13 protein-coding genes are annotated in these 14412 nt (G+C 74.6%); 4 read left to right on the top strand and 9 right to left on the bottom strand.

The genetic code is table 11. The annotated features are described in order from the left end of the window. The first annotated feature begins 104 nt into the window (after positions 1-104). Complete coding sequence (locus tag Q3W71_RS17800; RefSeq protein ID WP_302920482.1) at positions 105-2300, top strand: hypothetical protein; 2196 nt, start codon at positions 105-107, stop codon at positions 2298-2300. Positions 2301-2546: 246 nt separating this feature from the next. Then, on the top strand, positions 2547-4145 hold the full coding sequence (locus Q3W71_RS17795) for a ricin-type beta-trefoil lectin domain protein (RefSeq protein ID WP_302920481.1): 1599 nt from the start codon (positions 2547-2549) through the stop codon (positions 4143-4145). Positions 4146-4242: 97 nt separating this feature from the next. Here the strand turns inward: Q3W71_RS17795 and Q3W71_RS17790 are convergent, their stop codons facing one another. From Q3W71_RS17790 to Q3W71_RS17765, 6 genes are all read right to left on the bottom strand, one after another. Beyond that, positions 4243-4833 (bottom strand): hypothetical protein, encoded by a 591-nt coding sequence (locus Q3W71_RS17790; protein WP_302920480.1) that lies wholly within the window; start codon positions 4831-4833, stop codon positions 4243-4245. A gap of 56 nt (positions 4834-4889) precedes the next feature. Next, complete coding sequence (locus tag Q3W71_RS17785) at positions 4890-6326, bottom strand: sensor histidine kinase KdpD (RefSeq protein ID WP_302920479.1); 1437 nt, start codon at positions 6324-6326, stop codon at positions 4890-4892. Next, positions 6319-7008, bottom strand: coding sequence for a response regulator transcription factor (locus Q3W71_RS17780; RefSeq protein WP_302920478.1), 690 nt, complete (start codon positions 7006-7008; stop codon positions 6319-6321). The genes Q3W71_RS17785 and Q3W71_RS17780 overlap by 8 nt, the downstream gene beginning before the upstream one ends. Before the next feature lie 94 nt (positions 7009-7102). After that, positions 7103-7615: a hypothetical protein gene (locus Q3W71_RS17775; protein WP_302920995.1), complete on the bottom strand. Its 513-nt coding sequence runs from the start codon at positions 7613-7615 to the stop codon at positions 7103-7105. A gap of 107 nt (positions 7616-7722) precedes the next feature. Continuing rightward, complete coding sequence (locus Q3W71_RS17770; protein ID WP_302920477.1) at positions 7723-8643, bottom strand: DUF1906 domain-containing protein; 921 nt, start codon at positions 8641-8643, stop codon at positions 7723-7725. 212 nt (positions 8644-8855) lie between these two features. Then, on the bottom strand, positions 8856-10028 hold the full coding sequence (locus Q3W71_RS17765; RefSeq protein ID WP_088996573.1) for an acetyl-CoA C-acyltransferase: 1173 nt from the start codon (positions 10026-10028) through the stop codon (positions 8856-8858). An 89-nt stretch (positions 10029-10117) separates the two neighbouring features. Between Q3W71_RS17765 and Q3W71_RS17760 the strand changes: the two genes are divergently transcribed. Further along, a complete protein-coding gene (locus Q3W71_RS17760; protein ID WP_302920476.1) occupies positions 10118-10543 on the top strand; it encodes a PH domain-containing protein in 426 nt (141 codons plus the stop codon). An 80-nt stretch (positions 10544-10623) separates the two neighbouring features. Here Q3W71_RS17760 and Q3W71_RS17755 read toward each other — a convergent pair whose 3' ends face one another. Beyond that, positions 10624-11535, bottom strand: a complete 912-nt coding sequence (locus Q3W71_RS17755) for a rhomboid family intramembrane serine protease (protein WP_302920475.1) — start codon at positions 11533-11535, stop codon at positions 10624-10626. An 81-nt stretch (positions 11536-11616) separates the two neighbouring features. Continuing rightward, the gene (locus Q3W71_RS17750; protein WP_109898719.1) at positions 11617-12147 is read right to left on the bottom strand and encodes a peptidylprolyl isomerase; all 531 of its coding nucleotides are present in this window, start codon (positions 12145-12147) and stop codon (positions 11617-11619) included. Positions 12148-12231: 84 nt separating this feature from the next. On the opposite strand from Q3W71_RS17750, the gene Q3W71_RS17745 reads away from it, so the two are divergent. Continuing rightward, a complete protein-coding gene (locus Q3W71_RS17745) occupies positions 12232-13026 on the top strand; it encodes a hypothetical protein (RefSeq protein ID WP_302920474.1) in 795 nt (264 codons plus the stop codon). Positions 13027-13175: 149 nt separating this feature from the next. Here Q3W71_RS17745 and corA read toward each other — a convergent pair whose 3' ends face one another. Continuing rightward, positions 13176-14318, bottom strand: a complete 1143-nt coding sequence (corA, locus tag Q3W71_RS17740) for a magnesium/cobalt transporter CorA (RefSeq protein WP_302920473.1) — start codon at positions 14316-14318, stop codon at positions 13176-13178. Positions 14319-14412 lie beyond the last annotated feature (94 nt).

Below are 14412 nucleotides of genomic sequence, written 5' to 3'. Positions count from 1 at the left end.
ACAATACGTCGGGCCTAGCGTAGCCTGGCAGGTCAGCGGCGCGGTGGCCGCCACCGCGGGCGTCGGCCGTGGCAGCCGGCCGCGGATGGTGTTTACTTCCGGCCATGTCGGCAGCCGGCTACCCGCTCGCCCTGGCGCCCGTCGCCGCGCTTCTCCTGCTGACCGTCGCGCTGCGACCGGCCGCGCCGGGCGCCGTGGCGCCGCTGCGCCTGGCCGTGGTCCGGGCCGCGCTGGTCACCGGTGCGTTCGCGGTGCTCGCCGTGGAACTGCTCGGCGCGCTGCGGCTGCTCACCCGGCCCGCGTTCGCGGTCGCCTGGCTGCTCTTCCTGGCCGCCGCCGGCGCGGCCGCCGGCTGGCGCCGCCGCCGGGACGCGGCGCGACCGGCCGGGCCGGTCGTCGCCGCCCGATCCGACGCGCTGGTCGGGGCGGTCGCCGAGCCGGCCCGCGCGAGCGGCGCCGGCCTGCCGGCCACCGCCGGGCCCGGATCCGCCGCCCACCCACCCGCCGAGCCCGGCCCCGACGGCACGGACCGCGCCCGCTGGTCGACCCGGCTGGCCGAGTGGTGGCGTACGGCGGGCCGCGGCGAGCGGCTGCTCGCCGGCACCGTGGGCGGGCTGGTCCTGGTCGAGCTGCTGGTCGCGCTGCTGGCCGAGCCGAACAACTTCGACTCGCAGACCTACCACCTGCCCAAGGTGGAGCACTGGGTGGCGCAGGGCGACCTGGACTTCTGGCCCACCGCCATCCACCGGCAGGTGACCATCCCGCCGGGTGCCGAGTACCTGCTGCTGCACCTGCGCCTGTTCACCGGCGGGGACGCGCTGCACAACCTGGTGCAGTGGGCCGCCATGGTGGGCTGCCTGCTGGTCGGCGCCCGGATCACCGCCCAGCTCGGCGGCGGCCGGCGGGCCCAGCTGCTCACCGCTTTCGTGCTGGCCACCACGCCGATGGTGGCGCTCCAGGCGACCAGCACCCAGACCGACCTGGTCTGCGCGGCGTGGGTGGCCTGCGCGGCCACCCTCGCGCTGGACGGGCTGCACCGGCGCACCGGGCCGGGCACCCTGCTCGGGCTGGGCGCGGCCACCGGGCTGACCGCGGTGACCAAGACCAGCGGGCTGATCGCTGTCGGTCCGCTGCTGGTGCTCTGGGGGCTCGCCCAGCTGCGGCTGGCGTACCGCGACCGGGGCGCGGCCCGGATGGGTGGCACGGCCCGTACGGTCGCCGGGTCGCTACTCATCCTGACCGTCGCCGCGGCGGTGGTCGGGCCGTTCCTGGCCCGGGTGACCGTCGAGTTCGGCCACCCGCTCGGCCCGCCCCGACTGCGCGAGTCCATCCCGATGGAGCGGCACGATCCGGGGTCCATCGTGGTCAACGCGCTGCGCATCGGGCACACCGCGTTCGACACCCCGCTGGCGCCGCTGCGCCGGGCCGGCGCGGAGGCGATCGTCGGCGTGGCCGGGCTGATCGGGGTGGACCCGCAGGACCGGGCCACCACCTTCGGGCGGGAGACCTTCCCGGTGCCGTCCTGGTATCCGGACGAGGACCGGGTGGCCTTCCCGCTGGCCGGCGCGCTGGCCCTGCTCGGGGCGGGGTTCGCGCTGGCCCGGCCCGGCCGGCTCAGCCCGGAGCGGGCGGGGACGCTGCGCGCGTACGCGGTGGTGGTGGTGGGCGCGGTGCTGCTGCACACCGCCATGATCAAGTGGCAGCCGTGGGGCAACCGGCTGCTGCTCTACGCGCTGGTGCTGGCCGTGCCGCTGGCCGGGGTCTGGCTGGACGCCCTGATCCACCGCCGGTCCGCCGCCACCGCCACCACCGCCGCCGCCACCGGCCCGGGTGGGCGGCGCTCGATGGCGGTGGGGCTCGCGGTCACCGTGCTGGCGACCAGCGCGCTGGCCGGGGTGCTCGCGGTGTCGTACGGCTTCCCGCGTCGGCTGGTCGGCACCGGCTCGGTCTTCACCACCGGCGACTGGGAGACCCGGTTCCTGCGGCGTCCGCAGTGGACGGCGGAGTTCCGCTGGGCGGCGGAGGCGGTCCGGGCGGCCGACGCCCGCCGGATCGGCCTGGTGCAGCAGAACGACAACTGGGAGTACCCCTGGTGGCTGCTGCTGCGCGAACCGGACGGCCGGCCGCCGGAACTGGTCGCGCTCCAGTCGGTGCTGCCCGAGCGCCCGCCGGCCGACCCGGCCTCGGTGGACGCGATCGTCTGCACCGGCAGCCGGCCGACCTGCACCCGGCTGGTGCCGCCCGGCTGGCGGCTGGAGTTCCGCGGCTACGTCGGTTACGCGCTGCCGCCCGCCGGCTGAGCACGAAGCCCCACTGCCGCTCGCCGGCCGAACGGGACGGCGCCCACCGCCGCCGGCCGAGCGGGACGGCCCGCCTGCCGGGCGAGATGGTCCCAGCCGGGCCGTCGGCGGGGCGGATTGCCGGGATCGCCCGGTTCGGCAGACCGCGCGCAAGGATTCCGAACCGTATTCACATACCTGCGTCACGCGCGTTACCTTCCGGTAACTCGATCGACACCCAACGATCGAGGCGAAAGGAGTGCGTCGATGCTTGGTTCCCCTGCCAGGCGCGAACGTGCGACCCGACGACGGAGCCTCACCGCCGTCTTCGCCGCCGCTCTCGTCCTGCCGATGCTCGCCGGTCCGGCCACCCCCGCCTCCGCGGCGGACCGCCCGGCCATCCAGCCGCTCCCCGCCAACCTGGAGGCGATCCGTGCCGCCGAGGCCACCGCGCTCTACGGCACGCCCGCCATCCGCCCGATCGAACAGCGCCGCACCGCGCTGATCACCATGGGCGACAGCGAGATCTCGGGTGAGGGGGTGGGCAACTACGTCCCCGGCACCCACGAACCCGGCAACTGGTGCGACCGCTCGTACGACCAGGCGGTGTTCCGCACCGGCATCGCCGCCGACGAGAAGTACAACATCGCCTGCTCCGGGGCGACCCCGTGGAACCTGATCCGGGGCGGGCCGACCCAGCACAACGAGCTGAACCAGGGCGACCACCTGGCGATCAAGGCGCGGAACACGCACCTCAAGCTGATCTGGGTGGTGGTCGGCGCGAACGGCGACGGCACTATCCAGTTCGGCCCGGTCGCCACCGACTGCACCATCCGCCGGGTCTTCTTCCAGGGCCCGTGCTACCCCACCTACACCGACCAGTGGACGGTCCGCACCGACGGCAGCCGGCGAGCGGTGGAGGACGCGCTCACCGACATCCGGCGGACCATGACCGACGCCGGTTACCTGCGCTCGGACTACGAGCTGGTGCTCATGTCGTACCCGAGCCCGGGCAGCCCGGACGTGGAGGACAACCCGAACTTCCCCGGCTGGTACGGCGGCGGCTGCCTGCTCTACCTGGCCGACGCGGCGTTCGCCCGGAACAAGGCGGTGCCGCTGTTCGAGGCGGCCATCCGGGCGGCGGCCACCAACACCGGCACCCGCTACCTGGACGCCAGCCGGCTCTTCCACGGCCACGAGGTGTGCACCGACAACACAGCGGTCCGGGGCCTCTACATCGAGGTCGGCATCTGGGACGAGAACGCGGCGCGGCAGTCGTTCCACCCGAACTACCGGGGGCACGGCATGTTCGCCCAGTGCATCACCCAGTTCTGGAACTCCGGTCAACAGCGGGCCACCTGCGTCGACCCGGCCAGCACCGGCAGCGGCGCGCTCTACCCGGGGCTGTTCGAGTTCAAGCAGCTGCGCAACGTGGCCACCGGCACCTGCGTGGACGGCAAGGGGTACGACTCGCGCAACAGCACCCCGCAGCAGTCGTACGGCTGCCACGGCGGGCGTAACCAGGGCTTCTGGTACGACCCGACCCGGCAGTCGCTGCACTCCGAGCTCTCCCACGACCGCTGCCTGGACGTGGCCGGCGGCACGCTGAGCGCCGGCACGGCCGTCAACATCTACGACTGCCACGGCGGCGCGAACCAGAAGTTCGTGCTCGCCGGCAACCAGATCAAGACGGCCGGCAACACCAACCTCTGCCTGGCGTTCGACAGCCCCTTGCTGGGCAGCCCACGGCTGCGGCTGGCCACCTGCTCGTCGAGCACCCGCCAGCAGTGGTCGTTCGAGTCCCGCACCTTCGCCAACCCGGTCGGCTACGGGCACGACGACTTCATCGGCTCCCGGGTGTACTGACCCCACGCACGCGCGTACAGCGAAAGAGTGGCCATTTCCCGCGGAATGGCCACTCTTTCGCTGAACGTGCGCCGACGCTGGCCGGGCTGCGGGGGGCCTACTTCTGGCGGGCCGGCACGACGATCAGACGGGCCAGGCCGCCGTCGCCCTCCTTGGCGCCGGCCACGCCGACCGTGGTGCCGACCGTGACGTCGGTCGACTGGATAGTGGTGCGGCGCTCCACGACGCGCAGCTTGTCGCCGAAGGTCCAGGTCATGGTGAAGCCGTCGGTGGACTTCACGGTCATCGAGTCGGCGTCGATGGCGGTCACCTCGCCGCGCTGCACGGCGACCGTCTTCGTACCGTCCTTGGTCCGCACCACGGCCTCGCCGTGCAGCATGTTGCGGCGCAGCAGCACCCGGGCCTTGCGGCGCTCGCGCCCCTCCTCGCCGCGCTCGCGCCGCGGCTTCGCCCCGGTCGCGGACGGCGAGGCCGCCGGCGAGGCGGGCGCGGCCAGGGCGTCGACGTCCAGGTCGCCCGCGTCGAAGCCGAGCGCGGCGAGCGCCTGGCCCTCCGCGCCCATCGCCGCGGCCACCTCGACGGAGGTCTCCCGGACCGGCTGGCCGCCCACCTGGTCGGCGCCGCACCCGCCGACGCCCAGCGCGACGGCCGCGAGCAGGGTGGTGGTGGCGATTCCCCAACGTGCCATGAGTCTTCCTCTCGTCCGTGGTGCTGCCAGCCTGCCCCGCGTCGGCGAGCGGAGCGTCAGGCCGATGTTCGAGCCGGGTAAGGATCCGGCGGCAGCCGGACCGTGAAGGCGGCGCCGCCCTCCGGGGCGTGCCCCGCCACGATCTCCCCGCCGAGCCGGCGGACCAGGCCGGCGGCGAGCGCCAGCCCCAGCCCGCTGCCCACCTTGCGCGCCCCGCGGTAGCGCTGGTGCAGCGCGCCGCGCTCGAAGGCCACCGCCAGGTCGTCGTCGGTGAAGCCGGGCCCGCCGTCGCGGACCTCGACCACCCCGCCGGCGGCCGCGTCCGCGCCCGCCAGCCGGACCGCGAGCACCACCGGCGCCCCCGGCGGTACGACCCGCAGCGCGTTCTCCAGCAGCCCGTCGACCACCTGCCGGATCCGGCCCGGGTCGGTGTACGCGGGCACCGGCCGGTCCGGCACCTCGACCCGGAAGGACACCCCGATCGCCGCGCAGCGCCCGGCCCAGGTCCGCTCCGCGTCGGCGGCCAGCCGGGTCAGGTCGACCGGCGCCGGTTCCAGCGGGAAGTCGGCCGCCTCCAGCCGGGCCAACGCCAGCAGGTCGCTGACCAGGCGGTCCAGGTGTTCCGCCTCGGCGAGCAGGGTGCGCCCGGTGCCGGCCGCCTCGTCCGGCGGGATCACGCCGTCGGCCAGCGCCTCGGCGTACCCGCGGATCGCAGTCAGCGGGGTGCGCAGCTCGTGCGAGACGGAGAGCAGGAACTCCCGCTGCCGGCCCTCGCTGGTGGCCAGCGCGGCGGCCAGCCCGTTCAGCGCGTACGCTAGGTCGGCCGTCTCCTCCGGCGGTTCCACCGGCACCCGTACCGTCCGGTCCCCGGCGCGCAGCCGCGCGGCGGCCTCGGCGGCCCGCCGGACGGGCCGGGCCAGCCGGCGGGCGAGCAGCAGCCCGGCGACCACCCCGGCGCCGAGCCCGGCGAGCAGCGGGAGCCAGAGGCCGGGCAGCACCTGCCGCCACGGTGCGTTGACCCGGCGGGTCAGCACCACCCCGTTGCCGCCCGGCAACGCGCGCCCCTCGACCAGGGTGCGCCGCCCGTCGACCGGCCGGCGGGTCGAGACGTTGCGCCCCTCGGCGACCCGCTGCACCACCCGGGGCGGCAGCCCGGCCCGGTCCGGCACACCCCGCCGGATCAGGTACGCGTCGATGCCCTGCGCCCGCAGCTGGCGGAGCAGCCGCTCCTCGTCGGCGGTGCGGCCGGTGGCCAGCCGGGGACGCAGCACCTCGGCGGCCAGCCGGGCCTGGGCGGCCAGCGCCTCCTGGTCCCGCCGTTCCACGCCCCGCACCGCCAGCGGTACCGCGACGATCGCGGTGACCAGCACCGAGACCAGGGCGACCGCGCAGGTGACCAGCACCGCGCGGGCGGTCAGCGTACGGCCGAACCGGCGGCGCGGCGGGGCCGGCGGCGGGCCGACCACCGGCAGCGCGAGGGTCGGCTCAGCCATCGGCGGCGTACCCCACGCCCCGGTGGGTCCGGATCACGCTGGCCGCGCCGAGCTTGGCCCGGACCTGCGCCACGTGCACGTCGACGGTCCGGGTGCCGGCGTGCGCGGCGTAGCCCCAGACCGCGGCCAGCAGCTCCTCCCGGGTGAACACCCGGCCCGGGCGGGCCATCAGGTGCGCGAGCAGGTCGAACTCGGTGCTGGTCAGCTGGACCGGGGCGCCCGCGACGGCGACCGTCCGGCGGACCGGGTCGAGGGTCACCCGGCCGACCACCCGCGGCCGGTCCACCTCGGGCGGCCCGGCCGTGCGGCGCAGCACCGCCCGCACCCGGGCGACCAGTTCGCGCGGGCTGAACGGCTTGGTGACGTAGTCGTCCGCGCCCAGTTCCAGGCCGACGACCCGGTCGACCTCGTCGTCGCGGGCGGTGAGGAAGATGACCGGGGTCCAGTCGCCCGCCTCGCGCAGCCGCCGGCAGATCTCGGTGCCGGTCAGGCCGGGCAGCGCGATGTCGAGCACACAGGCCACCGGGCGCAGCCGGCGGGCGGCGGCCAGCCCCGCCATCCCGTCCCGCTCCAGGTGTACGCCGAAGCCGTCCCGGCTGAGGTAGCGCCGGACCAGGTCGGCGATGGCCGGCTCGTCCTCGACCACGAGGACGAGCCCGCGCGGTTGGGCGTCGGCGGTCACCGGCCCATGATTGCCGACACCGGCGGCGGTACGGACGCCGGCGGATGTTCGGATTCGGTAAGGAGACGCCGGGGCGGGCCGCCCCGGCCGGTGCTCAGCGGACCGTGGCGGGGCGGAGGGTGGCCGGTCGCGCGGTGGCCGGTGCCTCGCCGATGGTCGCCACGATCCGCTCCCGGGCACTGCGCAGCCGGGTCCGGAAGGCGTGGTTGAGCAGGGCGTCGAGCTGCCACACCTGCTTCGGGTGCTGGGTACGGATGACGAACCGCTCGCGGACCCCGTCGATAGCGGTGGCGGCCAGTTCGACCGAGTGCAGCCGGGGGTCCGGGCTCCAGGTGACGTTGCTCAGCTCGCGCAGTTCGGTGTTGAGGTGCAGGCGCAGCCGGTGCAGCACCCGGGTCTGCTGGGTGACGACCAGCCGGCGGTGGGTCAGCAGCAGCAGGTACTCGCCGGCCATCGGGCGGTCGGGACGGTTGCACCGGCCGACCAGGATGGTCGCGTCGCCGGATCCGACGCAGCCACGGAAGACCGGCATGTGCCGGGCGACGGTCTGCGCCGCCAGTCCGGCCTCGGCGGCGGCCGGGAGGAACGTACGGGAGAACACGTCCATGCCCTGCCCAACGACGGCCATCCCGCAGTGACGCGGCTCACAGGGGGATTTTGGAAGTTCCACGACGCCGCGTCGCACCGCCTGTGCGACGGCGGCGGCCGCGGCGGTCACCGCACCGGCGTCAACCGGCGGAGCGTCCCGGACAGGGTGCCGTACCTGCGCAGCTGCGGCTGCGCCGTACGGACCGCGTACGCCGGCTGCTCGAGTTCCAGATAGTTGCTGTCGATGTTGATCCGGACCCCGCCCCAGGTCTCGTGATGGTCGCCGCGGTACTGCTTCATCCGGCGCTTCGGCCAGTAGGACGCGGGAATGGCCTCGTCCGACACCGTCCGGATGCCGTCCCAGCGGGCGAAGTCGATCAGATCCGGGCGGGCGTAGCCGGGCCGCGCGTAGGCGGCCACCTGGTCACGGAGGCCGGCGGACTCGACCGAGGTGTACACGCCGGCCAGGAACCCGTGCTCGTGCAGCCGGCCGGTCCAGGCGCTCACGAAGGTGTCGACCGCGCCGGTGCACGTGGCGTCGCCGGCCGGGTAGCGCTCCAGGTCCAGGATGATCGTGCTCCGCGCCGCGAGTCCGAGGTTCCGCGCGCTGGTCGCCGCGTCGTCGGCCGCCTCGCGGCCCTGGGTCGCGGCCCGGGCGGGGTCGATCCGGCGCTGGTAGCTGGAGCAGGGCGCCTGGAGTCCGACGTAGAGCGGGAAGAACCGCCAGCCGGCGGCCTGCTGGGTGCTGACCCACTCCTTGGTCAGGTTGGCCTGGGCGCAGCCCCGGTTGACCCCGCCGATGTAGATGCCCACCGCCCGGTACGGCGACTGGAGCCAGGCCTTCATCGCCGCGTTCGACGGTGCCGCGCAGGTGTCGAAGCCCAGGCCGGTGAAGGTGCCCGGGTGCGGGCCGGTGTAGCCGGCGGCGGTGGCCGGGGCGGGCCGGTCGACCACGGCGGCGCCGGCGAGCAGCGTGGCCACCGCGGCCACGGCGAGGACCCGTCGGGCGGCACGGCGCAGGGCGAGCCGGCTGGCGAGGAGCGTCAAGGGTCTCCCGATCTGACGACGGGGCGGGAAGGCGGCGGAACCGGCGGGTCGGCACCCGCTCCCGCACGCCGCGTTCGGATCATCCCCGCCCGACCGGCCACTGTCCAGTTCGTACCCGTGGTCGCCGTCCGGTCAGGCCGCGTCCCGCTGTCGCCCGACCGGGAGTGCGCCGGGCCGGCCGCCGGATCGGGCGGCCGGCCGGGACGGTGGGGTCAGAGCAGCTCGACGATGGTGGCGTTGGCCATGCCGCCGCCCTCGCACATCGTCTGCAGGCCGTAGCGGATGCCGTTGTCGCGCATGTGGGCGAGCATCGTGGTCATGATCCGGGCGCCGGACGCGCCCAGCGGGTGGCCCAGCGCGATCGCGCCGCCGCGCGGGTTCAGCCGCTCCGGGTCGGCCTCGGTCTCCGCCAGCCAGGCCAGCGGCACCGGGGCGAACGCCTCGTTCACCTCGTACACCCCGATCTCCTCGATGCCCAGCCCGGCGCGGCGCAGCGCCTTCGCGGTGGCCGGGATCGGCGCGGTGAGCATGGTGACCGGGTCGTCGGCGGCGACCACGGCGGTGTGGATCCGGGCCAGCGGGCGCAGGCCGTGCCGGCTGGCCCACTCGGAGGTGGTGACCGCCAGCGCCGCCGCGCCGTCGGAGATCTGCGAGGCGGAGCCGGCGGTGACCACGCCGTCGGGCCGGAACGGGGTGGCCAGCTCGCCGAGCTTGGCCAGCGAGGTGTCCCGCCGGATGCCCTCGTCGGCGGCGAACTTGCCACCGTCGGCCAGGGCCACCGGGGCGAGTTCGGCGTCGAACGCGCCGGCGTCCTGCGCGGCGGCCGCCTTCTCGTGGCTGGCCAGCGCGTACTCGTCGAGCTGGGTGCGGGAGAAGCGCCAGCGCTGGGCGATCAGCTCGGCCCCGACGCCCTGGTTGAACGGCAGCGGGGACTCGTCGGCGAAGCCCTCCACGCCCCGGTAGCGGTCGCGCACCTGGTCGCTGAAGGGCATCCCGCCGGCCACGCTGGAGCCCATCGGCACCCGGGTCATCGACTCGACGCCACCGGCGACCACCAGGTCGGCCTGACCGGAGAGCACGGTGGCCGCGGCGAAGTGCAGCGCCTGCTGGCTGGAGCCGCACTGCCGGTCGAGCGTGGTGCCGGGCACCGACTCCGGCCAGCCGGCGGCCAGCACGCCGTTGCGGGCGATGTTCCAGGACTGCTCGCCGACCTGCGACACGCAGCCCCAGACCACGTCGTCGACCTGCCCCGGGTCGATGCCGGTGCGCTCGGCCAGGGCGCGCAGCACGTGCGCCGACAGGTCCACCGGGTGCACCGTGGCCAGGCTGCCCTTGCGTCGCCCCACCGGGGTGCGTACGGCGCCGACGATAACCGCGTCACTCATGTCTACTCCCCGGTAACTTGGCTCGGTCCCGAGTCTACGTCCTCGGTGCGGTGGTCGTCCGCCCCCGGGTGCGCTGGCATGCTGGGCGCATGCCAGCAGAGTCCTCCGGGCAGTGGCGGGTGCCCGCCGCGCTACCGGCGCTGAAGGCCGTCGGCGCGCTCGCGCTGGTGGCGCTCGGGCTGCTCCTCGCCGGGGGTGACCCGGTCCAACTGGTGCTCGCCGGGCTGGCCGCGGCCGGGCTGCTCGGCTGGGCGCTGCGCGACGTGGTCGCCCCGGTCCGGCTCGCCGTCGACCCGGAGGGCGTCACGGTGATCCAGGGTTATGCCGGGCACCGCCGGCTGCCCTGGGCCGCGGTGGAGGCGATCACCGTAGCTCGCCGGGGCCGGCTGGGCCTGGCCAACGAGGTGCTGGAGATCGACGCCGGCGAGTCGCTGCACCTGTTCGGCCGCTCCGACCTGGGCGCCGAGCCGGCCGAGGTGGCCGAGGCGCTGCGCGCCGCCCGCCCCGCCGGCTGAGCGGTCCGCGATCCACCCGCCGGCCGAGCGGCCCGCGTCCGCCCGCCGGGCCGAGGTGGCGTGGCGGGCCGAGCCGCCGGTCAGCCGACCAGGGCGGCGGTGCGGACCAGCGCCAGGCCGAGCAGCGCCAGCACCAGGATCGCGCCGCCGGCGAGTTGCACCAGCGAGCGCCGCGACCGCGGGGCGTACGCCAGCACCAGCGCCATCGCCGCGCCGACCACCAGGCCGCCCAGGTGCCCCGGGATGGAGATGCCCGGCACCGTCAGCGTGAAGACCAGGTTGATCACCAGGATCGGGATGACCTGGGAGATGTCCCGGCCCATCTTGCGTTCGATCACGATGAGCGCGGCGAAGAGCCCGAAGATGGCCGTGGAGGCGCCGGCGGTGGTCACGTTCGGCTCGCTGAACAGGTAGGCGGCGACGTTCCCGCCGAACCCGGCGACCAGGTAGAGCGACAGGAAGCGCAGCGGCCCGAGGTTGGCCTCCAGCGACCGGCCGAGCACCCAGAGCGCCCACATGTTCAGCAGCAGGTGGACCACGCCGAAGTGCAGAAACATCGCGGTGAGCAGGCGGTACCACTGGCCCTCGGCGATGCCGCCGACCGTGCCGTCCGGGAAGATCGCCCCGCCCAGCACCGAACCCCAGTCGGTGAGCGGGGTGCTGCCGCCCAGCAGGCCACCGAAGCCGGAACCGCCGAGGGCGGCGTCCCCGCCCCGGTCGGAGGCGATGGAGAGCAGCATCAGCAGCACGTTCAGCGCGATCAGCGCCTTGGTCACGTAGCCGTGCCGGCCGGCGGCACCGCCACCGAAGGCGGTACGCGCCGGCCGCACGCTACGGCGTCCCTCGTTGACGCACTCCGGGCACTGGTGCCCGACCGACGCCTCCCGCATGCAGTCCGGGCAGATCGGCCGGTCGCAGCGGGTGCACCGGACGTAGGTCTGCCGGCCCGGGTGCCGGTAGCAGACCGGGGTGGTCGGTGGCGACTCGCTCACCGCGCCGACCTTCCGTCCGGGCCCGTCCGGCCCCGCCCTCCGGAGCGCTCAGTCATGCGAGCAAAGGTACCTCGCCGGGGCTCAGCCCTCGCCGCCCTCGATCTCGACCCGCTCGATGACCACGTCCTGCAGCGGCCGGTCGCTCGGACCGGTCGGGGTGTTGGCGATGGTGTCCACGACCTTCGCCGACGCCTCGTCGGCGACCTGGCCGAAGATGGTGTGCCGGTTGTTCAGGTGCGGCGTCGGCGAGACGGTGATGAAGAACTGCGAGCCGTTGGTGCCCGGCCCGGCGTTCGCCATCGCCAGCAGGTACGGCCGGTCGAAGCGCAGCTCCGGGTGGAACTCGTCGGCGAACTTGTAGCCCGGCCCGCCGCGACCGGTGCCGGTCGGGTCGCCCATCTGGATCATGAAACCGGCGATCACCCGGTGCGAGATGGTGCCGTCGTAGTACGGACCGCTGCCCGGCTGGCCGGTACGCGGGTCGATGTATTCGCGCTTGCCCTGGGCCAGCTCGACGAAGTTGCGGACGGTCTTCGGCGCGTGGTTGGGGAAGAGCTCCAGCCGGATCGGGCCGGCGTTGGTGTGCAGGGTGGCGTAGACAGCCTCGGCCACGGGTACTCCTCACTTGTCGGTCAGTTCCATGCGGATCCTCCCATGTGCCCGATCTGGCCATGCGGAGGCATCCGAAGGTGGAGGATGACGGAGGAACAACTCCCAGGAGGTGGGACCGTGTTTGGAATCGGGCGGCGTAAGTCCCAGGGGCAGCTCGCCAGGGCCGAGCTGAACCAGAGCATCAGCCACCTGATGCAGGCGGCCAACCATGCCGCGAAGGGCGCCGGCGCGAGCGTCGGCCCGCGGGTCCAGGCGGCCCGGGGCTTCGTCGCGCCGACGGCGGCGAAGGTGCGTGACCGGGCCGCGACCGGCTGGGGGACCACGCTCACCACGCTCGCGCCGCTGGCGGCGGTCGCTCGTGACGGTGCCGGCCAGGCGGGCTCGATGACCAGGAAGGCCAAGGCGAAGAACATGCGGATCACTGGAAAGAAGAAGCAGCCCCGCCGTCGCGGGTCCATGATGACCGGTCTGCTCGCCGCGGGCGCGGTGGCGGGCCTGGCCGGCGCGATGGCCATGCGTCGGCGCCGGGAACAGCAGGAGTGGGCCGAGTACGACCCGACCCGCACGCTGGAGCCGATGCGCGACGAGGTCGACACCATCGAGGTGAAGACCCGCTCCGGCGGCGGCAGCGGGGTGACCGACGCGTCCACCATGTCCAGCGGCTCGGGCGTGGCCGGCGGCCCGACCGGGGCCGGCAGCTCGGCGGTGGCCGGCGGCGACAGCGCCTCCACCACCTCGCCCGGGGTGCAGCCGACCATCCAGGCGACCGAGAAGGTCCCCTCGGTGGCCGAGGGTGCCCGGGACGTCTCCGGCCGGCCGGCGGACGACCTGAGCAAGGCGCTGGGCAAGAACACCGCCCGGACCAACGGGCGCCGCTGACCCGCGGGTCAGGGCGCTGCGGACCGGAGGGCCGCGGGAGGCGCCGGCGAGGCGGGGGTCACCCCGTGACGCCGGCGCTTCCGCGTCCGGGCCCCGGGCCCGGCTTACGGCGGGCGCGCGTCGGGCAGGCGAGGCCCGACGGCGGGCGGTCAGAGCCAGCCGTTGCGGCGGAACCAGCGGTAGAGCGCGAGCGAGATGGCGAGCATCAGCGCGAGCACGACCGGATAGCCGTACGTCATCCGCAGCTCGGGCATGACGTCGAAGTTCATGCCGTAGATGCCGGCGATGGCGGTCCAGACCGCGGCGATGGCCGCCCATGCGGCGATCTTGCGCATGTCGTTGTTCTGGTCGACCGTCACCTGGGCCAGCCGCGCCTGAAGGATCGAGTTGAGCAGGTCGTCGTAGGAGTTGACCTGCTCGACGGTGCGGCTGAGGTGGTCCTGCACGTCCCGGAAGTAGCGGCGCACCTCCTTGGGCACGTCCCGGTTCATCTGCGAGGTGAGCGTCGTCAGCGGCCGTTGCAGCGGGGTCACCGCCCGCTTGAACTCCACCAGCTCCCGCTTCATCTGGTAGATCCGCTGGATCCGGCCGCTGGCCTGGCGGTCGAACACCTCGGCCTCCAGCGTGTCGAGGTCGTCCTCCAGCCGGTCGGCCACCTCCAGGTAGAGGTCCACCACCCGGTCGGTGATCGCGTACGCGACCGCCCACGGGCCCTGGAGCAGCAGTTCCTGCTTGGTCTCCAGGTCGGCCCGGACGGGCGAGAGCCGGCAGGCGTCCCCGTGCCGGACGCTGACCAGGAAGTTCGGCCCGATGAAGAGCATCACCTGGCCGGTCTCGACCACCTCGGAGGTCTCGGTCAGCTCGGCGTGCTCGCAGTACCGGGCGGTGCGCAGCACCAGGAAGCTGACCTCGTTGAAGAGCTCCAGCTTGGGACGCTGCTGGGCCTTGACCGCGTCCTCGACCGCCAGCTCGTGCAGCCCGTAGGTGGCGGCGATGGCGGTCATCTCGTCCAGCGACGGTTCGTGCAGGCCGAGCCAGACGAAGCCGTGCTCCGCCTCGCGGGCGGCGTGGAGCGCCTCGGCGTAGTCCCAGTCGCCGGGCTGCCGCCGGCCGTCGACGTAGAGCGCGCAGTCGACCACGGCGCTGCGGCCGGGGCCGCTGGGCGGGGCGGTGTCCCGGGAGTCGTCGGCGCTGCGGCGGCGGGCCATCGCCCGTACCGGCGCCACCCAGGCCCGGGGCTTGAGCACCCGGCCGGCGCTCGGCGGTGCCACCCGCTCGACACGGTCCGTCATCGTGCCCCCCTTCCCACGCTCCGCTGCGGCTTGCAGGTTACGCCGCCGCGCCCGTCACCGCCCGTGATGATCAGGTGCGGGGGTGGCGCCGGGC

Source organism: Micromonospora sp. C28SCA-DRY-2 (assembly GCF_030519475.1).
GTDB lineage: Bacteria > Actinomycetota > Actinomycetes > Mycobacteriales > Micromonosporaceae > Micromonospora.
Note: the sequence above shows the minus strand (reverse complement) of the source record. Positions and strands in the feature narration are given on the sequence as shown.

Coding starts and splice junctions, on each gene's coding strand:
- Q3W71_RS17760 (WP_302920476.1), top strand. CDS start 10,118: ATGCCAGCAGAGTCCTCCGGGCAGTGGCGGGTGCCCGCCGCGCTACCG.
- Q3W71_RS17800 (WP_302920482.1), top strand. CDS start 105: ATGTCGGCAGCCGGCTACCCGCTCGCCCTGGCGCCCGTCGCCGCGCTT.
- Q3W71_RS17795 (WP_302920481.1), top strand. CDS start 2,547: ATGCTTGGTTCCCCTGCCAGGCGCGAACGTGCGACCCGACGACGGAGC.
- Q3W71_RS17775 (WP_302920995.1), bottom strand. CDS start 7,615: ATGGACGTGTTCTCCCGTACGTTCCTCCCGGCCGCCGCCGAGGCCGGA.
- Q3W71_RS17745 (WP_302920474.1), top strand. CDS start 12,232: ATGACGGAGGAACAACTCCCAGGAGGTGGGACCGTGTTTGGAATCGGG.
- corA (WP_302920473.1), bottom strand. CDS start 14,318: ATGACGGACCGTGTCGAGCGGGTGGCACCGCCGAGCGCCGGCCGGGTG.
- Q3W71_RS17785 (WP_302920479.1), bottom strand. CDS start 6,326: ATGGCTGAGCCGACCCTCGCGCTGCCGGTGGTCGGCCCGCCGCCGGCC.
- Q3W71_RS17765 (WP_088996573.1), bottom strand. CDS start 10,028: ATGAGTGACGCGGTTATCGTCGGCGCCGTACGCACCCCGGTGGGGCGA.
- Q3W71_RS17790 (WP_302920480.1), bottom strand. CDS start 4,833: ATGGCACGTTGGGGAATCGCCACCACCACCCTGCTCGCGGCCGTCGCG.